General features: G+C 38.9%; 21 protein-coding genes. 17 read left to right on the top strand and 4 right to left on the bottom strand.

The features are described from left to right. Positions 1 to 663 precede the first annotated feature (663 nt). The 8 genes from HWV00_RS11545 to HWV00_RS11510 all read left to right on the top strand — a co-directional run bounded on the left by HWV00_RS11545 (position 664) and on the right by HWV00_RS11510 (position 8324). Positions 664 to 1269, top strand: a complete 606-nt coding sequence (locus HWV00_RS11545) for a cytochrome c nitrite reductase pentaheme subunit (RefSeq protein WP_211681350.1) — start codon at positions 664 to 666, stop codon at positions 1267 to 1269. 1 nt (position 1270) lies between these two features. Then, positions 1271 to 1957 (top strand): cytochrome c nitrite reductase Fe-S protein, encoded by a 687-nt coding sequence (gene nrfC, locus HWV00_RS11540; protein WP_211681348.1) that lies wholly within the window; start codon positions 1271 to 1273, stop codon positions 1955 to 1957. Further along, positions 1954 to 2922 (top strand): cytochrome c nitrite reductase subunit NrfD, encoded by a 969-nt coding sequence (gene nrfD / locus HWV00_RS11535; protein ID WP_211681346.1) that lies wholly within the window; start codon positions 1954 to 1956, stop codon positions 2920 to 2922. Before nrfC ends, nrfD begins: the two co-directional genes overlap by 4 nt. A gap of 259 nt (positions 2923 to 3181) precedes the next feature. Next, positions 3182 to 5056, top strand: a complete 1875-nt coding sequence (locus HWV00_RS11530) for a heme lyase CcmF/NrfE family subunit (protein WP_211681344.1) — start codon at positions 3182 to 3184, stop codon at positions 5054 to 5056. Continuing rightward, positions 5046 to 5609 (top strand): DsbE family thiol:disulfide interchange protein, encoded by a 564-nt coding sequence (locus HWV00_RS11525; protein ID WP_211681341.1) that lies wholly within the window; start codon positions 5046 to 5048, stop codon positions 5607 to 5609. Before HWV00_RS11530 ends, HWV00_RS11525 begins: the two co-directional genes overlap by 11 nt. A 10-nt stretch (positions 5610 to 5619) precedes the next feature. Next, positions 5620 to 6102, top strand: coding sequence for a cytochrome c-type biogenesis protein CcmH (locus HWV00_RS11520; RefSeq protein WP_211681339.1), 483 nt, complete (start codon positions 5620 to 5622; stop codon positions 6100 to 6102). A 390-nt stretch (positions 6103 to 6492) separates the two neighbouring features. After that, the gene (locus HWV00_RS11515) at positions 6493 to 7434 is read left to right on the top strand and encodes a triacylglycerol lipase (RefSeq protein WP_211681337.1); all 942 of its coding nucleotides are present in this window, start codon (positions 6493 to 6495) and stop codon (positions 7432 to 7434) included. 2 nt (positions 7435 to 7436) lie between these two features. Further along, the gene (locus HWV00_RS11510) at positions 7437 to 8324 is read left to right on the top strand and encodes a lipase secretion chaperone (protein WP_211681335.1); all 888 of its coding nucleotides are present in this window, start codon (positions 7437 to 7439) and stop codon (positions 8322 to 8324) included. 118 nt (positions 8325 to 8442) lie between these two features. Here the strand turns inward: HWV00_RS11510 and traT are convergent, their stop codons facing one another. Beyond that, positions 8443 to 9189 (bottom strand): complement resistance protein TraT, encoded by a 747-nt coding sequence (traT, locus tag HWV00_RS11505; protein WP_211681333.1) that lies wholly within the window; start codon positions 9187 to 9189, stop codon positions 8443 to 8445. A 440-nt stretch (positions 9190 to 9629) separates the two neighbouring features. Further along, positions 9630 to 10547, bottom strand: a complete 918-nt coding sequence (locus HWV00_RS11500; protein WP_211681331.1) for a DUF368 domain-containing protein — start codon at positions 10545 to 10547, stop codon at positions 9630 to 9632. 411 nt (positions 10548 to 10958) lie between these two features. Here HWV00_RS11500 and HWV00_RS11495 point away from each other — a divergent pair, with 411 nt between their 5' ends. The 4 genes from HWV00_RS11495 (at position 10959) to HWV00_RS21635 (ending at position 15558) form a co-directional block, all read left to right on the top strand. Beyond that, positions 10959 to 12296, top strand: coding sequence for a sphingomyelin phosphodiesterase (locus HWV00_RS11495; RefSeq protein ID WP_255554501.1), 1338 nt, complete (start codon positions 10959 to 10961; stop codon positions 12294 to 12296). After that, positions 12296 to 13258, top strand: coding sequence for a chromosome segregation ATPase (locus HWV00_RS11490; RefSeq protein WP_211681329.1), 963 nt, complete (start codon positions 12296 to 12298; stop codon positions 13256 to 13258). The genes HWV00_RS11495 and HWV00_RS11490 overlap by 1 nt, the downstream gene beginning before the upstream one ends. A 511-nt stretch (positions 13259 to 13769) precedes the next feature. Next, positions 13770 to 15401, top strand: coding sequence for a sodium:solute symporter family protein (locus HWV00_RS11485; RefSeq protein WP_211681327.1), 1632 nt, complete (start codon positions 13770 to 13772; stop codon positions 15399 to 15401). 37 nt (positions 15402 to 15438) lie between these two features. Then, entirely contained in the window at positions 15439 to 15558 is a 120-nt protein-coding gene (locus HWV00_RS21635; protein ID WP_370630453.1) for a putative transporter small subunit, read from the top strand. Between the two features lie 120 nt (positions 15559 to 15678). On the opposite strand, the gene HWV00_RS11475 is transcribed toward HWV00_RS21635, so the two are convergent. Then, the gene (locus HWV00_RS11475) at positions 15679 to 16176 is read right to left on the bottom strand and encodes a hypothetical protein (RefSeq protein WP_211681325.1); all 498 of its coding nucleotides are present in this window, start codon (positions 16174 to 16176) and stop codon (positions 15679 to 15681) included. Between the two features lie 240 nt (positions 16177 to 16416). On the opposite strand from HWV00_RS11475, the gene HWV00_RS11470 reads away from it, so the two are divergent. Further along, positions 16417 to 17046 (top strand): LysE family translocator, encoded by a 630-nt coding sequence (locus HWV00_RS11470; RefSeq protein ID WP_211681323.1) that lies wholly within the window; start codon positions 16417 to 16419, stop codon positions 17044 to 17046. 15 nt (positions 17047 to 17061) lie between these two features. Here HWV00_RS11470 and HWV00_RS11465 read toward each other — a convergent pair whose 3' ends face one another. After that, entirely contained in the window at positions 17062 to 17511 is a 450-nt protein-coding gene (locus HWV00_RS11465) for an SMI1/KNR4 family protein (protein ID WP_211681321.1), read from the bottom strand. A 187-nt stretch (positions 17512 to 17698) separates the two neighbouring features. Between HWV00_RS11465 and HWV00_RS11460 the strand changes: the two genes are divergently transcribed. The 4 genes from HWV00_RS11460 (at position 17699) to HWV00_RS11445 (ending at position 21911) form a co-directional block, all read left to right on the top strand. After that, positions 17699 to 18823 carry a DNA alkylation repair protein gene (locus HWV00_RS11460; RefSeq protein ID WP_211681319.1) on the top strand — a complete coding sequence of 375 codons (1125 nt, stop codon included), beginning with the start codon at positions 17699 to 17701 and terminating at the stop codon, positions 18821 to 18823. A gap of 123 nt (positions 18824 to 18946) precedes the next feature. Further along, entirely contained in the window at positions 18947 to 19279 is a 333-nt protein-coding gene (locus HWV00_RS11455; RefSeq protein ID WP_211681317.1) for a zinc ribbon domain-containing protein YjdM, read from the top strand. 274 nt (positions 19280 to 19553) lie between these two features. Then, on the top strand, positions 19554 to 19853 hold the full coding sequence (locus tag HWV00_RS11450) for a hypothetical protein (RefSeq protein WP_211681315.1): 300 nt from the start codon (positions 19554 to 19556) through the stop codon (positions 19851 to 19853). A gap of 510 nt (positions 19854 to 20363) precedes the next feature. Continuing rightward, positions 20364 to 21911, top strand: coding sequence for an aspartate aminotransferase family protein (locus HWV00_RS11445; RefSeq protein WP_211681313.1), 1548 nt, complete (start codon positions 20364 to 20366; stop codon positions 21909 to 21911). Positions 21912 to 21999: the final 88 nt, after the last annotated feature.

Genomic DNA, 21999 nt, shown 5'->3' with positions numbered 1-21999 from the left:
GTCTCCAATTATTAATTATTTAGATTGACCAAGCGTTGTGAGAGAGGCAACAAATAAGAATTGGAAATGTCTTTATATATTTTAATTTAATCTTTCGTATTAGAAGGATTATTTTAAAACATATAATGACGTTATTTAAAATATCTCAAATCTACCTATATATAAATAAAAACTGACACTTACTCTCTTGTTTATTGTTCTCGATCAAGATTATTAAAATAATAAATAGCGTGTTTTTATTATCCATAAATAAGTATAAAAAAAAGGTGGTTAAAGAGTAGGCTATACAGTAAATGACACACCTTGACATTTATTTACATTTCAACAACATACGTTAATCTTTTTAAAACATAAGCTTATGTGTTTGTTGATGTATATCTCAAATATCATATTAACCCATCTTGGGTACTCACTTTGGGGTGTCATATTTTAGCGTTTTAAAATATAGTGATCTCGTTAAGCGTTGTGGCTGGCATTATAAATAAGAATTATTCTTAATTAGAATTAGTATTACTCAGGAAAACAAATAATAGATAAGTTGAAATAAATTTTTAATTTAACTTTAATTTTAAAATCTGTTTGTTCTGAATAATTAAACTAACGAAAATTAAAATGTGTTTTTAATTAATACACATTTTTATAATTCTCATAGAAGGATGCAAAATGGGTAATGTAAAATTAGCCATACGTACAACGATTAGCTTTCTGCTCTTCATATGTATCTATGGTTTTAATTTCAGTGTTACTGCAGAGTCGTCAAATAGCCAAAATCTTGGCGTGAATACTGATGGCCGACATGAAGTAACGTTTATTCGTGACAGTGATAATGCTTGTACGCAATGCCATAAAGACTCTAAAGAAACACGACAAGGTACGCACGGTGAAAAAGTCGTCGCAGAAATTGGCCGAGACCTTAAATGTGTTGAATGCCATAATACGATTGGTCCAGACCACCGCGAAAATCCCTCTCAAGTTACCAAGTTCTCTGCAGCTCAATCTCAAATCGGCACGCATAAAACCCTGCTTGATTTTGACGCTATCTTAAAAGCAACGGGCAACTGTACTGAATGTCATACATCAGAGCGATTACAAGAGAAAACCTGGGTACATGATGTCCATGCGAAAAAAGCCACTTGTTCATCTTGTCATGTGATCCATGCCGATGGTGAAAAAGAAGGCATGCAAGCGCTAGAACGTAAGGCTCAGATTGCGCAATGCGTCGATTGTCATAAAGACTTTAACTTGAAAAAAGAAGATAAGGGAGAATGACATGGCCTGTTCTAGACGAAATTTATTAATTGGTGCTGGTGCGGTTATTTTCACCACTGGCGTCTCTAAAGTCGCGATAGCCAAAAAATCATTAGTCGCGACGCAAGAAGACGGTGATAAACGCTACGGTATGGTTTTTGATGAAACGGCTTGTATTGGTTGTACTGCGTGTACCGATGCGTGTCGTGAAACAAATAACGTACCAGAAGGTGTTTCTCGTTTAAAAATAGAACGTAGTGCGCCAATGGGTGAGTACCCTGATGTTGATTACACCTTTAGCCGTATTTCATGCCAACACTGTGATAACGCGCCTTGTGTGACCGTTTGTCCAACGGGTGCATCGTATGTTGATTTAAAAACCGGCATTGTTGATGTACATGGCGATAAATGTGTCGGTTGTGGTTATTGCCTCGCAGCGTGTCCGTATCAAGTTCGCTTTTTTCATCCAGAAACTAAATCTGCCGATAAATGTAACTTCTGTCGTGATACCAACCTAAAAGCCGGTAAATTACCTGCTTGTGTAGAATCGTGCCCGACTAACGCATTGACCTTTGGTGATCTTAACGATCCGACGAGTGAGATAAACAAAGTGATTGCAAGCAACGCTGTTTATCGTTCTAAAGTGGAATTAGGTACCGAACCAAAACTGTATAAAGTGGCGGATACAAAAGGGGAGATAAAACGATGAATACATTTATAAGTGCTTTTACGTTTGATTCTTTAGTATGGGACTGGATCATTGCTGTGTATCTGTTTTTAACAGGCATGTCAGCAGGGATGGTGTTAATTTCTATCCATTTGAAACGTAAGGTGATTGAAGGTAAAGCGTCAGCTAATGGTATTATCAAAGCAACGGCAATCTTAGCACCGTTGGGAATAATATCTGGTTTAACGATTCTGATCTTTCACTTAACTAAGCCTTTAGCGTTTTGGAAGATCTTAGTTTACTTTAACCCAACTTCTGTGATGTCGATGGGTGTGATCTTATTCCAAGTTTATATGATTATTTTATTTACTTGGATCGCGGTTATGTTCAAAGATGAACTAGCGACATTACTACAGAAGCTATTTAAAGATCGCCTTGCTTTCGTTAATCCTATTGTAGATAAAATCGCTAAATTTGAGAATGCGTTAGAGTTATTTTTAGCGCTACTTGCTGTGATGCTAGCCGCTTATACAGGTTTTTTGTTATCGGCATTGAAAACATACCCGATGTTAAATAATCCTGTTCTACCGGTGTTATTTATCTTCTCGAGTGTGTCATCTGGTGCTGCAGCGTGTTTATTGTTGGGTGTTGTTGGTTTTAAAGAATCATTCCACAGTAAAAGCGTTAAATGGATCCACAGCATTGAACGTCCGGTTGTTGTCTTTGAGTTGTTTGTATTGCTTACTTTCTTCACGGGGCTTGTTTTTGGCGGTGGTCAGAAAGAAGCGGCAGCAATGGCAGCGATTGCTGGTGGCTTTTGGGCATCATGGTTCTGGTACGGTGTGGTTGGCGCGGGTATGTTAGTGCCGCTTGCCCTTAACTTTTTTGTACCAACTCAGGCTCGTCATAACAAACTATTTGTATTGTTAGTGACGTCGCTAAGCCTTGTTGGTGTATTAATGTTACGTACATTTATCTTGTACGCAGGTCAGATGACGGTTGGTTAACTAACTATTGATTGGCTGTTATTTAGCGAGCGTTAGCGCATAACGAGATCATAACTAGAACATAGTTCGGGTATCACTTAAGGATTACTTGTTGTGTTATTAACGGTTGTCTTAAATCAAAGTTAATATCTTGAGCCTAAGTTAATGTATCTAAGCTAGGCATCTAAGTTAGTTATCTAAGTACAAGCTAATGACTTATATAAGTTAAGAGAGCTCATTAGGGCTCTCTTTGTTTTTCTATACATAAATGGATCCGTCTATGGTCCCAGAAATTGCTTTATTCTCACTTATTCTTGGTACATTGTGCGCTATTTTAGGCGCTGCTATTCCTTTTTATGGCATTGTGGTTAAGCAACCGCACCTTAGCCGTTATTCGTGGACGCTGAGTTATGGCGCTTTTATCGCGGTGACCACTTCGATCTGCTTACTTGCCTACAGCTTCACTGCTGATGATTTCTCTGTTGATTACGTAGCGCAACATTCTAATTCTCAGTTACCTGTATTCTTTAAGATTGCCGCTGTGTGGGGGGGTCATGAAGGATCTCTACTATTTTGGGTCTTCTCACTGTCATTATGGTCGGCGGCGATTGCGTTTGTTAATCGTAATCACAACCAAGCTTTTATCAGCCGTGTATTAATTGTATTAAGTTTACTCACTGCTGCATTTGGTTTATTTACTCTCTTAGGGTCAAACCCTTTTTCTCGTTTGTTTCCTGTCCCTATGCAGGGACGAGACTTGCACCCTATGTTGCAAGATGTAGGGCTTATTTTTCATCCACCATTGCTGTATTTAGGCTATGTTGGTTTTTCAGGGGCGTTTGCCTTTGCAGTCGCTGCGTTAACCATGCCTGACATTAATATCCCTTGGCCACAGTGGAGTCGCGCTTGGACGCTTGCTGCGTGGGTGATGCTAACGGGTGGTATCGCATTAGGTTCTTGGTGGGCTTATTATGAACTTGGCTGGGGTGGTTGGTGGTTTTGGGATCCCGTTGAAAATGCTTCTTTGCTGCCTTGGTTAACTGGTACGGCATTATTGCATTCATTGATCGCCAGTGAAAAACGTCAGGCGCTGATTAATTGGAGTTTATTACTGTCTATTTTCACGTTTAGCTTAAGCTTACTGGGTACGTTTGTCGTTCGCTCTGGGATCTTAACATCAGTACATGCATTTGCTGTAGACCCAACACGTGGGCTTGTGCTGTTAGTTATCTTGGCTATTTGTGTGGTGGTGCCATTAACCTTATTTGTATTACAAAGTGACAAGATTAAACCGTTACGGCTACGCAGTATTGTCAGCCGTGAAGTCTTGTTTTTAATACTCAATGGCGTGCTAGTCGTGACCACGTTATCGGTATTGCTTGGTACTTTTTATCCGATGATATTCCAAGTCTTCAATCTAGCGAGCATTTCAGTTGGTGCGCCTTTCTTTAATGCGGTATTTGTTCCCTTAGCATTGCTCTGTTTTGTGTTGATGATTGTTGCGCCATTTATACATTGGAAGAAAGCTAACTTTAATGGCGTACGCACCAAGCTAACAGTCATTTGGATATCTTCTGTTGTGCTTGGTTCTGTCGCGAGTTACTTGTTTAATGAAACCCTGTCTTTGTATGTGTTACTGGTATTGATACTGTGTGCTGGTATTGTGATGTCGACGTTGTTTGCTGGTGTGAGTATGCGCCATTTGGGTATGACTGTTGCGCATATCGGTGTTGCGGTTACTGCTGTTGGTATACTTATTGTCAGTTACGAATCGACTGAAGTTAGCGCAAAAATGAGCCCGGGTAGTTCGGTCGAATTAGGTGGTTTAACCATTAATTATATCGACACTGAATGGTTAGTTGCTGCTAACTATACTGCAGAACAGGCGCTATTAGAGGTCGTTGATAATGAGGGTAATATTGTACAGTTGAAACCTCAAAGACGGCATTATCCAGTCCGTGTAATGAATATGAGTGAACCAGCTATTCATTCGAGTTGGTTGCGAGATATCTACATCACGATGGGAGAAAAGATTGACCGTGATTCCTATGCTATTCGTGTTCAAAATAGAGCGTTTATTAACTGGCTATGGGCGGGCAGTATCATGATGATGATTGGTGGTCTTTTAGCGATAGGGCAGCGTTATGCGAAATAACAGATTGAATCTTAGCTTTAAATTGATACTACCAAGCTTACTGGGGTTAGCATTTGTCGTGTCGATGATGTTTGCATTAACGTCTCAAGAAGGACAAATAACACCGTCAGCCTTGGTGGGAAAGTCAATTCCAAGCTTTACTGCAAGTGGTTTAAATACTGGTCTATTAGATAATAGCGTTTTGCAAACGGATCAACAATTCACGCTGTTAAACGTATGGGCGTCTTGGTGCGCAGTATGTCAGAGCGAGCATAGTTTTCTGATGAAGCTGGCAGTGAGAGATAATCTGCGTATTGTCGGGTTAAATTATCGTGATGATAGGGGTGATGCTCGCAAGGTATTAAGTGCGCTAGGCAATCCTTATGTTGCCAACATTTTTGATCCAGACGGTAAGCTTGCTTTGGATATGGGGGTTATTTCTACACCAGAAACTTACCTGCTAGATAGCCAAGGTATTGTGTTGTTTCGCTACTCTGGTGCATTGGATGAACAGGTATGGCAGCATTACTTCAAGCCATTTATACAGCTATTGCTAAACAAACAATCACACTAAGGAAGCAGTAATGAAGTTGTCATCGTTGTATTTCTGTTTTATTACGTTACTTGTTGCTCAGCCTTTATCTGCGCAGTCTTTATTTGTATCTGTTCAAGCTTCCTCTGTTAAGGCTCAGGTGAGTGATAGTACGCAATCTCGTGTTGAATCAACACAGTTGGTTGATGTATTTAAGTTTAATTCTGTTGATACGCAAAAGCGGGCGATTAACTTGGCGCGTCAATTGCGCTGTCCTCAATGTCAAAATCAAAATCTAATGGAGTCGAATTCACCGATAGCGAAAGATTTACGTTTGACGGTCTATTTGATGGTAAATAAAGGCGAGTCTGATGCCCAAGTTATCGACTTTATGACGAGTCGTTTTGGCGATATGGTGTTATATAAACCTAAATTTGAACCAAGAACGTATGTACTTTGGCTTGGGCCTGTGTGCTTTATTGCCCTGTTTGGTTGGCTGGGCTATCGAAAAGTAAAAGCGTCGATAGTGGATTGATTATTCACTTAGTATGTATATTAAACATATACATACTAAGTAATATGTTACTAAATTCTGTTTCTCTCTCTATTTCACTCTCTTTTTAACTCTTTTCTTAAATGTAGAAAAATTAGAAGTAAGTATTCACAAAGTAGTACTAGGCTTGTGGGTTGTGTTGCTTTTCTTAAAATGTTCTTCGTAATCAGATTTAAATACCATATTTTAATCGGTATATTACAAATGCAATCAATATGTATTTTTATACATGATTAATCCACATTAATGAATTGATCTTTATCACATTTATTTTTCATTTCACTTTGTACTATCAGCTTGTTTTTACTTGAATAAAAAGTCAAATCTGATGCTCAGAAATGATGTCTCAAATTAAATAATAAGGATAGATAAATGAAACGGATTCTTACATTTTTTACGTTGTGCATAATGGTGTTTAATAGTCATGCTGGTGGCTTAATTGGAAGTTCTAGCCAAAAAGGCTACACAGAAACAAAATACCCGATTGTATTAGTGCATGGGCTTTTTGGCTTTGACTCTATTATTGGGATTGATTATTTCTATGGTGTTTCACGTGCATTAACGCGAAGTGGTGCCACTGTCTACGTTGCTCAGGTGTCGGCAGCGAATAGTACTGAAGAACGTGGTGAGCAGTTATTAGCACAGGTTCAACAGATTGTAGCGGCGACAGGCGCAGATAAAGTTAACCTAATTGGGCATAGCCACGGTGGACCAACATCACGTTATGTTGCATCTGTTGCACCACAATATGTGGCATCAGTAACCAGCATCGGCGGTGTTAATAAAGGTTCGCTTATTGCTGATATTATACGTGATGAAGTACCTGAAGGATCAATCTCTGAAGAGTTAGTTGTTGCGATAACAGCTGCTTTTAGTGATCTTATTAACTTCCTATCAGGTGGTGGAAACTTACCACAAGATCCAATTGCCGCGTTAGAAGCGTTAACAACTAAAAAATCGTTAGAATTTAATCAATCATATCCTGAAGGTATTCCAACAACAGCATGTGGAGAAGGTGAGTATGTCGCTAATAATGGCGTTTATTATTACTCATGGAGCGGCACGGCCAACTTCACTAACTTGTTAGATCCTATCGATGCAGCACTTATGTTAACAGGCTCTGCGTTTAGTGAACCGAATGATGGTTTGGTATCTGCATGTAGCTCGCACTTGGGTAAAGTGATCCGAGATGATTATGATATGAATCACGTTGATGAAATTAACCATACACTTGGTATTCATCATTTGTTTGAGACAGATCCAAAAACCTTATATCGTCAACACGCTAACCGTTTACAATTACAAGGCCTATAAACATGAATAAGATCGCAGTTACTTCTGTAATGTTAATCGCAGTGGGTACTGCGATCTTTACCTATCAGTGGAATAATGGACCAAGTCTTAGCTTTGAACACTCTGATGTTGAAAATACAGTGCAGCAATCACAGCAAGATACGTCGATTGATGCAACATCGGAACGTGACACGTTTGAGTATTTTTTATCGGGTGTAGAAGATAAAGATCTAGGTAATTTACAAGCACAATTTATTCAATTCAATTTATTGCGTCCTGCTGACCAGCAAATTGATAAGGTATTGTTTCAGCAATATATTAATTATAAAACTTATTTACAGACATTAGAGTCTGATACAAATTCGGTGGAGTTTGGTTTAGATGAACTGACCGCTCTCAATGATAAATTACTTGCGGCTCAGCTTCAGTTCTTTACGCTTGAACAACAGGAATTATTGTTCGGTGAAGAAAATAAGCTTAGAACGAGCGCATTGAAAAAGATTGAGCTTCAACAAATAGCCGTATCGGGAGAGGAGTTTAATGCATTATGGCAACAAGAATTACAGTTGCTTCCAGAAGAAGAGCAAGTAACCTATCGTAATGAGGCCCTCATTGGTGCGCTAGCTAATACGCAAGGTTTGGATGCGCAAGATCAATACCTAATACGTCAAGAATTAGTTGGAGCTGACGGTGCAGAGCGCTTAGCAGAATTGGATACTCGGGTTGAAGTCTTTAACACTAAGGTTGATCGTTATTTAGTCGAGCGTCAACAGCTAATAGCGGATGACAGCTTAACAGCTGAAGAACTAGCACTCGCGATAACAGATTTACGTGAGGTCAGTTTTTCTACTGCACAATTACGTAGGATTAAAGCGTTGGAACGAATTAATGACAGTAAAAATAATGGTTAAGTAAGCATTATAGATAGGCTGTGCTGATTAATCGTAAGGTTATTTGATGAATAAAATAAGACGAATTAGATAAGAAGTAACGTATGACTTCTTATCTAACTCATTGCTTATAAGCTATTTACAACATCATGTTCGTTAAACTTGATACTGTTTTCGTTGTTACAAGCGGCATTGCTTCTTCAAGTGTCAGGTTCATTTGATTTGCTGTTGATACAATTCTTGAATCATGAACAATCCAGTTGTAATTCTGACCACGTTGTACTGTACTACTCGACTTTGAATTCGAAACAGCCGTTGATTTGTTTGTTGAATTATCTATCGCGTTCGAAATAGAGTCACCTTCTAACGGGCGTTCACGTAATTGAACATCCATTACAAACGAATAATAAGTATCTTCGATAAGGCTATCCGCTACAAAGCCCACTGCGCCAGCCGCTAAACCAATGGCTGCTGCTGTGGCAAAGTTTTGACCTGCTAATCCAGCAATCGCACCGCCAGCAAGTGCTGATTGAACACCTGCAGAGAGAGCTTGGTTGGCATCTTCAGCTGTTGTTTTACCAGCTTGAATGATTGTTGCGTTTAACATCAAGTTTGCAGCTTTAGGATCTTTTGTTACCTGAATACCTTCAAGTGCGAGCTCTTTTTCGAGCGCTTTTTGGAATGATTTTCGTAAGCTGTTCCCACTCATATCCCTTACTTGTGCATAAACGATTCGATCTGACAACATCATGGGTTCTAAAATAACGGAATGAGATAGTTTCGCGTCAACGACCAAGTCTTGTTTTTTGATGACGGTAGTGATTGCAGAACAGCCTATTAGAGATGTAAAGAATACCCCCAACATGAGAACCCGTAATGATTTCATAACTTTTCCTTAAGTATAATCGTGATAAATTTCAGATGAATAACTGTGAAGAAGCGTACTTTTAAGGCTTTTTTTTGTCAAAATATCAAGGTGGTGTGATAAACGTTAATTATATGATTTTAAAGTTCATTATCTCATTTAAGATCGGATGTTAATGGTGAAAAACCACATTAACGGCTTATTGGTATATATATGTTTTAATGAAAGCAGGGGCTAACCATTTTTAATCTCATGCACAACAATTATGCGTTATGTCATGTTCATAAATAACAATCAGTTGATTAATTACTCTAGCTAGTACTTAAGACTAAATAGGTATTAGATTTGAAAGATATGGATATAAATTGATGCAGGCGTTTATGTGAGAGGGAACTAACTGAACGACCAAAAGGAGATATCATTTTGGCCGTTCTATTTGCTTAAAATGTTAAGGCATCATGTTAAGCGGTTTTTTTTGCTGTTTTTTCTAATATTAAAATAAGCACAATCGCAGTAAGCATAGCAACAATCGCATAAGCGAGTAATGCTGGCTGACCTGTGATGTCTTCAAAACTAAAAGGTGACAGATTACGTTCTAATAGCGGAACCTCAAGACCTTTTGAGTTTGTGCGCCATGTTAATGTTTCTTTCCACGGCCATAGTTTGCCAAGTGTACCAATCATCAATCCAGTTAAAAACGTCAGCGCGATATCGCGGTAATGCTTTAGTACCCATGTCAGTACATGTGAGAATGTCAGAATACCAATGGCGCAACCTGCTGCAAACGTGCCCAGTGTTATAATATCGAGAGACTTCGCAGCAGCAAGGATCGGTGTGTACATACCAAGCATTAACAAAATGAAGCTACCAGAAACACCCGGTAAAATCATTGCACAGATCGCAATTGATCCAGCCAGTAAGATATTAATCGAAGTCGGTTCAAGATTAAGTGGTTGCAGTACAGTAATACAATAGGCAAAAGCAATACCAGCAAGTACAGCGATAAAGCGGTTAACTTTCCAGTACTCAACCTGCTTAAACATATGGTTAACCGAGATGATGATTAAACCAAAGAAGAAAGACCACAGTGGAATAGGGTGGGTATTTAGCATCCACGTAATAACACGTGCTAATGTCAAAATACTGGTCAAAATACCCGCTAATAATACGATCAGGAATGTACCATTGATATAATCAAAGGCTGCTTTTAGACCATCCTTTTTGATCATGCCGATAAGACTTGGTGTAATGCGACTAATACTACCTAACAGAGTATCGTAAATTCCGGTGATGAAGGCTATCGTACCGCCTGACACGCCAGGTACAACATCTGCTGCGCCCATTGCCATGCCTTTTAAAAAGATAGAAACTTTACTCATGATTCTCCGTGTGCTTTATGGTTTAAAGGTGAAATATGACGGCATTATAAACTGTTTGGGTGAAAAAAATGTCATAACAGCAAATACTTTTTTGAATTTAATTTAAATCACGTTTTGCTCGCATCATAAATATACAATGTAAAAGCGTACATATTGATTGTTTCTATTTATCATCTACTTCTATTTTAAATTCAACATTTTAAATGCGTAATTTATTGTTTAATTTTTACATTTCTTTCCTTTGATATTGCTATTAATTCTTACTTTGGCGTTTATTATCGAAGATCACAGTTTTCATCGATCATTCTGCTTAACTGTGATCGCTATAAAACATTTAGTGTTTTTGTATTTAAACTGTCATGTTGTTAATTTAGTCTCGTGTTCGCGATAACAACAATCAAAGGATTTGATGTGAATACACTAAAAAAAACAATAACAACAACTTGCCTTACTTGTCTTATGAGTGCGTCTGTACTTGCCGACAGTGATATCTATTTGACTAATAACTCCAATCAAACGATGGCGATTCAAGTTAGTCATACTGGTTCAGATTTGCTTGAAGAAGGTTCGGAGTGGCAGCAACATGTGCAGACACTTAAACCTTGGGAAACTAAAATGGTATTAAGTTTTAATCGCTGGGAAGGGGTTAAATCGGGTGATACTTATCAGTTCGAAACACTTGTAACGAATGAAAATGGCGAGTCGCTGTCGTTATTACAGCAAGTGAAAGGATATTGGTATAAATCATCGCTTGAACACGGTGCGAGTGCGAATGATGTAAGCTTGAATTGGGCTGATGATCGCGATACTTACCGCTATCAGTCGCAATATGACAGTAACAGCAGTAATACTGAAATCGCTTTTAAAGCGAGTGCAACTGGTCGTTATGATGATATTTATTACAGTATTACCCCACAAAGAATTGATGAGCAGCCTGTTAACGACGCTGATACACTTAAAGTTATGTCGTATAACGTTTGGGCTTTACCTGTTATTGCAAAACATATTGGTGATCGTTTTCAGGAGATCCCTAAGCATTTGAAAGGCTATGATGTACTTATGCTTCAAGAAGTATTTGCTTCTGGCCGTGATTCGTTCTTACGTGATCTTGCTAAGGAATACCCATACCAAACGAAAATGTTAGATCAATCTGGTATCAATGTGTATGACGGTGGTGTCACTATTGTGAGTCGCTATCCGATTGTTAATGAAGGCCAATATGTTTATCCAGATTGTTCTGGTACCGATTGCTTTGCAGACAAAGGCGTTAATTATGCCGAAGTAATCAAGAATGGTAAGGCGTATCATGTATTTGCAACGCATACAGCGTCGTTCGATACAGATACTGCTCGTGATTACCGCCAGCGTCAATTCCGTCAGATCCGTGAATTTGCACACACTCAGAATATCCCAGCGACTGATACGGTTGTTTATGGTGGCGACTTTAATGTGAACAAGCGTAAATTTCCGACTGATTATCAGCAGATGTTTACCAACCTGAGCGCAGGTGAACCGCAATATGCAGGTTATACAGAATCAACGTTTGATCCGCGTATCAATGCGTATGCTGGAAGCGCGTTATCGGGTGGTGAAAATATCGAATACCTTGATTATATCGTTGTCAGTAATGAATTTTCCAAGCGTAACGAAAACATAAACACAGTCAAAGTACCGCGTACTACGGTTGCAAGTTTATGGAAGCATTGGAACTTATCCGATCATTTTCCGGTTAAAGCGGAGATCCGTTAATGCGGATGCCGTTATTATTGATAAGCGTTGCCTTTATCGGCAGCGTTTTTTTCTTCATCACTAATGAAAATGAACTGAACTCCGTTAAGCAAATAATCGTGAGCCCTGCATTACCGGATTCAGATCATTCAAGAGTCCAACCAAATATAATCGCGGAGACAGACGATCAGACTAATGGGAAGCCACAAAGTCATGGCTCTACTGAGCAAAAAAATCGATTACAAGAAGCGAAGGGACAAGCGTTAATGAGCGCGATAACGTCATTTTGGCAGCTATGCCGTCAACAAAATAATTGTGATGAATTACTCGTTCAACAACAGTTAATACTTGATGAAAACCGTTATCAGTTGTTACTTAACTTCTTTGATAATCAACAGACTGAGCAGCGTTTGATGGGGTCGTCGTTAATAAGCCAGTCATCCAGTTTGGCAGATAAAATAGCCCATGTGAAAAGCATACGTGAGCAAGTATGGGGTGCTGATGCTCACTTACTGTTTGAAGATCAAGATGCTTATTATGATTATCGCTTATTGTTAGCAGATCCTGACAGTCGTTTTAATCAGGCTTTGAGTGCTGATGGTTTTATGAATGAATACAATGCAATGTTAGAGGAACTAGGGGAGGAGTTAGACCGTTTTTCTCTCGATTCTGATAATGCAAAATACGAAGAGGCCGTAAATTTAATCCCCGCATCAATGCCTGAGAATGAAGCCGTTCGCATTAAATCTCAATTGGCAAACAAATACCTAACGGGCAATGAGCAACAAGCAATTGTAAATAGAACTGAACAAGTTGATCAGCAACAGCAAGAAGTGGCAGATTATCAACAAGGGTTAAATGCCCTTGAAGTCGAGCTTGCTAATGAACGTGCTACGTCAAAGAAAACGATGAGTGACGAAGATTGGCTGGTGTATAAAGCAGAGCGTTTATATCAATATCGACTTGATTTTTTTAGTGCTTAGGTATGCCGAGTAAAAGAAGTCAGTTTTTCATAACGTCGCTATTTTGGGGACTTTAATACGTTATCTGAGAAAGGTGCTCGTTTGTTGAATTGGCTTAATAAATGCATTCGCATTGCTAAAAATGCAGTGAAAATTATGAATTTATTAACATTTCTGCATTTTTATTGCCATTTTTTTAAATATTTTATCATACTAAAGTAGCATGTTTTTCTCTAATCTTAATTATTGACGAAGTGAATCATTTTATCAATGAATTCAATGTAGTGTTAGCATAGTCGGTTGGTTAATTAGAGCGTTTAAGCTGTATAAATGGCGTCATAATGGGTGTTTCAGAGTTAGTGAATACTACTCAAATTCTCATCGCTTCGGTTTTTACATGGGAAATCATGTATAGTTAAGTTCTGCAACTCTTAAAATGTGAATAGCGAAAGTGCATAGGAAATGCCATTGCTTCCCCTCCCTCCCACACATATTTTAATTGCTGCCATAACTATAACCCCCAAGGAGACCTATGTTAGACCAAGTGTTTTATCAATTTTCAATAAGTACTACCCTCATGCTCTTAGTTGGCTTTTACGGCCTTACTTTTCTCTTCTCTACCTTAGTTTCAAAAAAATCGAGCAGTGTTGATGGCTACATGGTGGCGAATGGTGCCGTTGGATTCGGAATAGCCGCTGCGAGTATGACTGCGACCTGGATTTGGGCTGCTTCTTTTTACGGTGCAGCAAGCTCTGGTTACCAATATGGCATATCAGGTTCTTTGCACTACGGGTTTTGGGGAGCGTTAATGATATTATTTATCTATCCCTACGGACAACGTTTCCGTGAACTAGCGCCGAGAGCACGTACTTTAGCTGAAATAATGCAAGCAAGACACGGTTCGTCAAGTCAACTTATCTTAGCGGTTTCAAATCTAGTGGGTAGTGTTATCAGCCTAATGGTAAACTTTACTGCAGCAGGCGCATTGGTATCGGTGTTAACACCATTGTCGTTTGAAACTGGTGTCTTAATCGCGGGTATTGGCGTTTTATCTTATACGTTATGGTCAGGCTTTAGAGCGTCAATCTTAACCGATTTCGCACAAGTTGTTGCCATGATGGTTGTTGCTATTGTCTTAATCCCTTGGATTTACTTTAGCATGGGTGGCTCAGAAGCACTTTCGCAAGGCTTCAATATTATCACCACTGAACAAGCTGACTTTTTCTCGACGAAAGCGATTCTAGAGCAGGGCGCACCCTTCTTTGTGGCCGTTCTTGCTTATGGTATTGGTAATCAGACCATTGCCCAACGACTTTTCGCCGTTCGCCAAGACCTTATTAAATCGTCATTTATTACAGCTACGCTAGGTTATGGTTCAATTGTTATCGGCTTAGGTATGCTCGGTATGATGGCATTATTTATGGGTATGACACCGCATGATGGGGACTTAAACAACCTTATTCCGCAAGTAGCTTCAGCTTACTTGCCACCTGTTGCGATTGGCATGCTCTTTATCTTAGTTATTGGCTCTTTGTCATCAACTGCGGATTCAGACTTATCTGCGCTTTCAGCTATTGTGATGACTGATATCTACGCTAAAAATTTAGCGAAAGGTAAAATCGACAATAAAAAAATGTTGTTACTCGGTCGAGTTACTATGATTGTTGCGACTGCGCTAGGCTTAATCCTTGCTAGTTTCTCTCTTGATATTTTAGTGATGCTGGTATTTGTTGGTGCATTATGGGGTACGCTTGTTTTCCCTGTTATTGCTAGCTGTTATTGGGACAGAGTCACCAACCGCGCTTTCTTAAGTGCTGTGCTTGGTGGTTTAATTCTATTTTGCTTGGTTCGCTTCGAATGGATCGCACTGATCGGCGCTTGGGCTTCTAGCTTAGAATTAATTGCTGCTGTTGGTGGTGGTACTGTGATTGGTTTAATGTTCTTTGGTTTTACAAATCGCAATGTTGCGTTAATTGCTGGCTCAATCGTTGGTGCGTTATGCGCTTACTATTTCCACGATTTCCTGCGTGACTACACCGTATTATTAGGTTCTTTAGTTGCTTATGGTGCGAGTACGATGATTTGTACTGCGATAAGCCTAGCAAGTAACGAACGATTTGACTTTGCGCTGATCCATGAACGCATTCAACATTTTGATGATTAATAACTATTTGATAATTAACAGCTAGGAGCACAACATTATGTTATCTCTTTATATTTTAATATGGCCAGTAATTTCAGCCGCAGTGTTGTTCGTCATCGTCAAAGCTTTTTTTAAAGATATGGCAGAAGCGAAGAACGAAGACCGGACTATTGTTTAAACAAGCGATTACAGGACATTCTCTGTAATCAATTGCGAAAATCACGGCGTAATCCGTAGTAAAAACACCCATGTGGATACATTGTTTACATGGGTGTTTTACATTTAACCGTCCTTGTCACTAGAGTCTACCGTTAAGGTGGATCCCATATATTTGGTATTGATCACCCTCAATTGCAATCGTAATTTTGAGGTCGCCAGTCACACCAAAATCACCTTGTTCTGAAAGTTTTACGGTGTAATTAAGTATGTAAAATGTAGCATTACCTTGTTGAGCTGCGAATTCAGAAAAACTAAACGTCCCATTTTTTATACCGTGAAAAAGTGCTGTTAGTTTTATGAACTCCTTCTTTGCGACTTCTTTGTCAACTTGCGCCTTTGCGGTTGGCCCAAACATCTCATACAAAGCATCATAGTTTTTGGCATTAAAGTGTGTAATAAAGGTATCCAGTAATTCAGATTTTACCGTTGCGGTGATGAGTTCAGGTAATTGATGGTTAGAAACTTGTCCATGTGAGTTTTGATTTTGTGGGATATCATTATCCTTGACTCCAAACCATATTGTCGCTGTTAAATTAGCAACTAAAAGAGAGATGATAGTTTTATTTGTGTTATTCACTCAACCTTCCTTGAATATATAAATTTAAAAGAAAACCCTATATCGTAATGATAATTATTACCATTAAGTTTATGCCGTTGATTATATTTATATCGTTTTGATTATACAAGATAAGTTGGTGTATATTTTTGAAGCCATGGTTACTTTAAAAAAGTGCAATTATGTGGCACAAAATAACGCTATAATGCGGATTCCAAAAACCTATTTAGCATATAGCTGAGACTTTACTGGGATTTAAACATGACGATTCATACCTTGATGGCTTTTGCTGGCATTGTGTTCTTATTAGCTATTATCCCAGGCCCTAACGCACTGCTTATTTTGTATACCTCATTGGCTCAAGGCAAGCGACTCGCGTTCGTTAATATATTAGGCGTTGGTTTTGGTTTTCTGATCCATGCTTTTGTGTCGGCTCAGGGATTAAGCCTACTGTTGTCACAGTCTGCGATGGCGTTTAATGTCTTTAAATGGATAGGGGTAGGTTATTTACTTTGGTTGGGTGTGAGTAACATCAAAAATGGTTTAAAGCTGTCTCTGCTCACATTAGAGCCGAATCAGCGCACTGTAGCTCCGTCTTTGTTCAGTAGTTTTGCTAAAGGGTTAATGACCAATCTGCTCAACCCTAAAATTGTATTATTCTACTTGTCTATCTTCCCTCAATTTGTGTCACCAGCGCACATTTTAGAGCAAAGCATGATATTGGGGTTTGTTCAGGCGCTGGTTGTTGCGAGTTGGTTTTTGGTGGTTATTCTGTTTGCCACTAAACTTAAAGTCTTGCTGACAACACCAAAAGTAGCAAAGTGGCTTAATTATGTCAGCGGCGGACTTTTTGTGAGTTTTGGTGTGAGCTTAGCCAGCACTCGATTGTAATCTTCTTTAACAGCATTAAAGCGCGTTGAACTCGTCTAGCCATGCGCTGAACGAGCTTGATACCTGCGTAACAGTACAAGCTGCATAGTTAAAAAACCACACCGAGGCATCTGCTTGCTGAGTGGTGCAATCGCTAAGCTTGAAGCAAAACATGTTGCCCTTACAGTCAGACGCAAACAAAATGTGTCCTTTTGGCATGCCACTCATTTCATATAACTGTGATAGTGATGCGACATCTTCTAGGCTTAAGAAATCTTGTACTTCAGAAATATCAGAATTTAAATCGCAAATTTTAGTTAGCACATTTGGTGTGTGAACTAGGCCATATGTCGAGATTAAATATTTATATGAATCAGGTAAAACGCCATTTAATTTTGATTCAAGTTCTACAATATCATCACCATTGATTGGCACCATGGCATTTTTACTGCCCCAGTTTTTTACAAATGTATCAATGCTATTCATTTCGAAATACTCCAAGATTACTCACCGATAATTATCGATATATACGGTAAAAACCGTCTTCGTTTTATAATGAAAACAAGATACACAGGATAATCATACGATTCAATTAATTATTGATTTATTCACATATCCTCTATAGCGTTAGTTATATATAAAACACGACATTGAGCTGGATGAAAATTTACTTATGGCTGAGTTATTTAAAGACATTTATTGCACTGCATTTTATGAACAGTTTTCGGGTGTATTGACCAAGGCGTTACCAGACTTTGACTCGATGACGTTTAATCGGATGATTTTTAATGAACGCTTTGCGGAATATGAACTAAAACAGCGTATGCATCATACAGCCGTTGTCTTACATCATTTTATGCCTCAAGACTTTCGCTCGGCTGTGATAGCTCTCAAACGTATCGTTGATGAGTTACGTGGGCAGGGGATTAAAGAACGCAGTATTGAATATATGTGCTTGCCTGATTATATCGAGACATATGGATTGGAAGATTACGACAGCGCTGTTGATGGCTTTGAATACGTAACCCAATACACTAGTTGTGAATTTGCTGTTAGACCTTTCATTATAGGTTATCCAGCTAAAATGTTAGTGCAACTGCAGGCGTGGACGACACACGAGAGTCGCCATGTACGCCGCTTAGCCAGCGAAGGTTCACGACCGAGATTACCTTGGGCGATGGCATTGCCAGCATTTAAAAAAGATCCGACGCCTTTGTTACCCATTTTAACAGCATTGAAATACGATGACTGTGAAGTTGTGAGGCGCAGTGTAGCAAATAATCTCAATGACATTGCTAAAGATAACAGCGATGTAGTCGTGCATGTAGCAACGCTGTGGTTAGGAGACAACGCACTGACAGATAAACTCGTCAAACATGCGTGTCGCACTTTACTCAAGCAAGCTCAGCCAGACATTATGGCACTGTTTGGCTTTCAACAAGACCTCATTATGCTTACTGAAATGACGATTACCACGCCTATTGTAAAAGTAGGGGACAAGCTTAATTTTGATTTCACGATTGAAAATACAAGCGCGCAAGCACAAAAGTTACGTTTGGAATACGGCCTGTATTATCTTAAAAAGAACGGAACATTGGCGCGAAAAGTATTTAAAATCACTGAGCGCGTTATTGCTGGAAATACGCAAGAACAGATAACGCGTCATCAAAGCTTTAAAGTGATCAGTACTCGTGTGTTTCATTTCGGTACGCATAAATTGAGCATTATTATCAACGGGCAAGAGTGTAGTGTTAATGCTGGGCATGATGGTTTGTATAGTTTTGAGCTAATTGATTAGTTTATAGAAACCTGAGTTAAAGAGGTAATGGGCTGAAATTTAGGCATTCGCTAAATTCTACTCGTAAAGCAAAAACAGACCTATTACTATACCTGTCCCTCTAAATTAAAGAAGTAATCCGCTATGTCTCTGCCTCCTTGCCCAATATGTAAATCTGAATTCGTTTACGAAGATCAAACCCAGTTAATTTGCCCAGAATGTGCTCATGAGTGGAATTCATCTGAAGTGCTTGAGGATACATTCATTGTCAAAGATGCTAACGGCACACAATTGCAAGAAGGTGATAAGTTAACGTTAGCTAAAGACCTTAAAGTGAAAGGTAGCTCGTTAATACTTAAAGTCGGTACCAAAGCGGTGATTAAACGTATTATTGAAGGCAAAGATCATCAGTTAGATTGTAAAGTTGATGGGGTTGGCGAGATGTTGGTGACGGCTAAGTTTGTGAAAAGAGTATAAATTAGTACACATCCAAGAATGGCTTAGCGTTATAACGTTAAGTCGTTTCGGTCTTTTATTAAAACAAAAATAAATATTCAGCACTTTAACTATCCATTTGGTGGTACTATATTGTGTTGCAGCGGCTAATTACTTCAGATGTATAGGTAGAGTCGTGCGCGGTAACCAATAAGTTAATCATTAGGTCACTATGATGAACATATCTTGAGGGCTATTTTCCTCTAATTATATGAATATATTTTTAACTGTTCTTAGTTTTATGCAAGGGATGATCATGGCTAAATCATTACAAACAAGAATTATAAATGTTAGATATTTATGCGATAAAAATTTAATTAACGATATTAAAGAAGCTGCGATCTGTGACGTCAGAACCGTTTGTCGCTTTGTGTGTCATCGTTGTCCTTGTGTACCTGAATTAATAGATGTTGAAAAACTACAACTAAAAGGGTTGAGTTCATATTTCATCCAGTTAAAAAAAGAAGAAGATGGGGAGTTATTGATTTCTATAACGGTGCCGGGTATTGATAATTGGCTGATAATGAATAATCTTCCTTTAACCCCAAAAACATAAAATCTGTATGCTCGCTGTTATCATCACCCCTTAGAACATAGACTAACTTGGCTTAACTACGCTGTAATGAAATTGAGTGTCATTACTACTGTTAGAAGCTAAAGATAGTTTAAACTACCTACTATTTGTTAGTTATATAGTTGTTATAACTGAACCTGTTTGTATTTTCAGGTTAATTTATTATTACTGTGACATAAATTACTTGCATCTAAATTACATTTAACTTACATTGTCGCCATTAAATCGACCTCCTCGATTATTTTGTTTTTTATATGGACTTTAAAATACAGTGATACAAATCATTAATCACACATTTCGTATTTCCCTACCGTACTTCTGATCTCTGATTAGCGCGAGCGCTTTACCGCTTTGCCTAAAATTTAGCATTTTCTATCTGTTGCCCAGCGCAGCTTATCTGTTCGCTTGTCTAGACTCTTTTTAAAAATGGTTAAACCGTTTTTAGCGTGATTTAGCATTCGAATATGCATTTTTTTATTTAAAATTTGAAGAATGATGAAAAACTCAAACCAAAACTCAAATCAAAATAGTGATTGGTCTGATGTATTCGTACATCTAGATCCTAAAGCACAGCCGCATTACCTTAATGCTATCGAGCATTCTGCACGCGAATTATCAGCGATGTTTACTGCTGTTGAAGCACCGTATTCAGGGCTTGAACCAGCAACATTGAATGAGCAAATCATGGCAATGCCAATTGGTAATGCGCCGATTGCTCCCTTGGCTGACATCATTTCAAACAATGTTAACCTCATTGGTAAAAACTCAATTATTGTGCAACATCCGCACTGTATTGCGCATTTACACACACCACCGTTAATCCCTGCGCTTGCTGCTGAAACGATTATTTCGGCATTAAATCAATCTATGGATTCATGGGACCAAGCGTCTTCTGCTACCTACGTAGAACAGAAAATGACAGATTGGTTATGTGAGTTATTCGGTTATAACCTTGAGCAGTCTGCAACAAATAATGGCGCTGATGGTGTGTTTACCAGTGGTGGTACACAAAGTAATTTAATGGGTTTGTTATTAGCACGTGATCGCGCAGTGGAACAAATCTCAGGTGAAAGCGTCCAGAAAGACGGTTTACCAAGTTACGCGAAAAAGCTACGTATCTTGTGTTCACAAACAAGTCATTTTACCGTGCAAAAATCAGCATCGTTAATGGGACTGGGTGAACGTGCGGTTGTTACTGTTGCGACTGACGAGTTTGGTTGTTTAGATATTAACGCGCTAAACGCAACGATTGCAGACCTAGAGTCGCAAGACTTGATCCCATTCTGTGTGGTTGGTACAGCTGGTACCACAGACCTTGGTGCGATTGATGATTTACAAGCGATAGCAGCGATCAGTGAGCAACACAATATGTGGTTCCACGTTGATGGTGCTTATGGCGGTGCATTGATCTTAAGTTCACACAAAGGGCGTCTGGCTGGTATTGAGCTAGCGGATTCGATCAGTACTGACTTCCACAAATTGTTCTTCCAACCGATTAGCTGTGGCGCATTGTTGATTCGTGATAATCACAACTTCAAATATTTGTTACATCACGCTGATTACCTGAATCGTGAAACTGACGAACTACCAAACTTGGTGGATAAGTCTATTGCCACGACTAAGCGTTTTGATGCGTTAAAACTGTTGATGTCTATGCAGGCGTTAGGTACGGATAAATTTGGTGCGATGTACGATCACCTGATTAGTCTAACGCAAGATGTGGCTGCGTTAGTAATTGCGACCGACAAGTTTGACCTGCTTGCACAACCACAATTAAGCACTGTGCTATTCAGGTTCAATCATTTATCTACAAATCAGAACGATGTAACAACTGAGCACGAAGAAGAAATCAGCATGATCAATCAGCGTTTACGTTTAGATCTGTTAACAGCAGGACAAGCAGTATTGGGCGAAACCAAAATTAATGGTTACACCTGCTTAAAACTGACGATTTTGAATCCATGTTTACAGCTAAGTGATTTTGAAGGCCTGTTTACTAAGATAGCTGACTTTGCTGCAGAACAAGCTTATATCAAATAGCTTAGGGTTTATAGAGTGTCGCTTAAGAGTGATAGAAAGTCGAAAGCCATTTAGAAATAAATAAAACATTGGTTAGCGTATCTAGAAT

It is taken from the genome of Moritella sp. 24 (genome assembly GCF_018219155.1).
Lineage (GTDB): Bacteria > Pseudomonadota > Gammaproteobacteria > Enterobacterales > Moritellaceae > Moritella.
This window is presented reverse-complemented; position numbering and strand designations above follow the sequence as displayed.

What these genes read in the sequence shown, in the direction of transcription:
- traT (WP_211681333.1), bottom strand. Translation starts at nt 9,189, where the DNA reads ATGAAATCATTACGGGTTCTCATGTTGGGGGTATTCTTTACATCTCTA.
- HWV00_RS11525 (WP_211681341.1), top strand. Translation starts at nt 5,046, where the DNA reads ATGCGAAATAACAGATTGAATCTTAGCTTTAAATTGATACTACCAAGC.
- HWV00_RS11530 (WP_211681344.1), top strand. Translation starts at nt 3,182, where the DNA reads ATGGTCCCAGAAATTGCTTTATTCTCACTTATTCTTGGTACATTGTGC.
- HWV00_RS11515 (WP_211681337.1), top strand. Translation starts at nt 6,493, where the DNA reads ATGAAACGGATTCTTACATTTTTTACGTTGTGCATAATGGTGTTTAAT.
- HWV00_RS11450 (WP_211681315.1), top strand. Translation starts at nt 19,554, where the DNA reads ATGGCTAAATCATTACAAACAAGAATTATAAATGTTAGATATTTATGC.
- HWV00_RS11545 (WP_211681350.1), top strand. Translation starts at nt 664, where the DNA reads ATGGGTAATGTAAAATTAGCCATACGTACAACGATTAGCTTTCTGCTC.
- HWV00_RS11485 (WP_211681327.1), top strand. Translation starts at nt 13,770, where the DNA reads ATGTTAGACCAAGTGTTTTATCAATTTTCAATAAGTACTACCCTCATG.
- HWV00_RS11470 (WP_211681323.1), top strand. Translation starts at nt 16,417, where the DNA reads ATGACGATTCATACCTTGATGGCTTTTGCTGGCATTGTGTTCTTATTA.
- HWV00_RS11460 (WP_211681319.1), top strand. Translation starts at nt 17,699, where the DNA reads ATGGCTGAGTTATTTAAAGACATTTATTGCACTGCATTTTATGAACAG.
- HWV00_RS11490 (WP_211681329.1), top strand. Translation starts at nt 12,296, where the DNA reads ATGCGGATGCCGTTATTATTGATAAGCGTTGCCTTTATCGGCAGCGTT.
- nrfD (WP_211681346.1), top strand. Translation starts at nt 1,954, where the DNA reads ATGAATACATTTATAAGTGCTTTTACGTTTGATTCTTTAGTATGGGAC.
- HWV00_RS11510 (WP_211681335.1), top strand. Translation starts at nt 7,437, where the DNA reads ATGAATAAGATCGCAGTTACTTCTGTAATGTTAATCGCAGTGGGTACT.
- HWV00_RS11455 (WP_211681317.1), top strand. Translation starts at nt 18,947, where the DNA reads ATGTCTCTGCCTCCTTGCCCAATATGTAAATCTGAATTCGTTTACGAA.
- HWV00_RS21635 (WP_370630453.1), top strand. Translation starts at nt 15,439, where the DNA reads ATGTTATCTCTTTATATTTTAATATGGCCAGTAATTTCAGCCGCAGTG.
- HWV00_RS11465 (WP_211681321.1), bottom strand. Translation starts at nt 17,511, where the DNA reads ATGAATAGCATTGATACATTTGTAAAAAACTGGGGCAGTAAAAATGCC.
- HWV00_RS11520 (WP_211681339.1), top strand. Translation starts at nt 5,620, where the DNA reads ATGAAGTTGTCATCGTTGTATTTCTGTTTTATTACGTTACTTGTTGCT.
- nrfC (WP_211681348.1), top strand. Translation starts at nt 1,271, where the DNA reads ATGGCCTGTTCTAGACGAAATTTATTAATTGGTGCTGGTGCGGTTATT.
- HWV00_RS11500 (WP_211681331.1), bottom strand. Translation starts at nt 10,547, where the DNA reads ATGAGTAAAGTTTCTATCTTTTTAAAAGGCATGGCAATGGGCGCAGCA.
- HWV00_RS11445 (WP_211681313.1), top strand. Translation starts at nt 20,364, where the DNA reads ATGATGAAAAACTCAAACCAAAACTCAAATCAAAATAGTGATTGGTCT.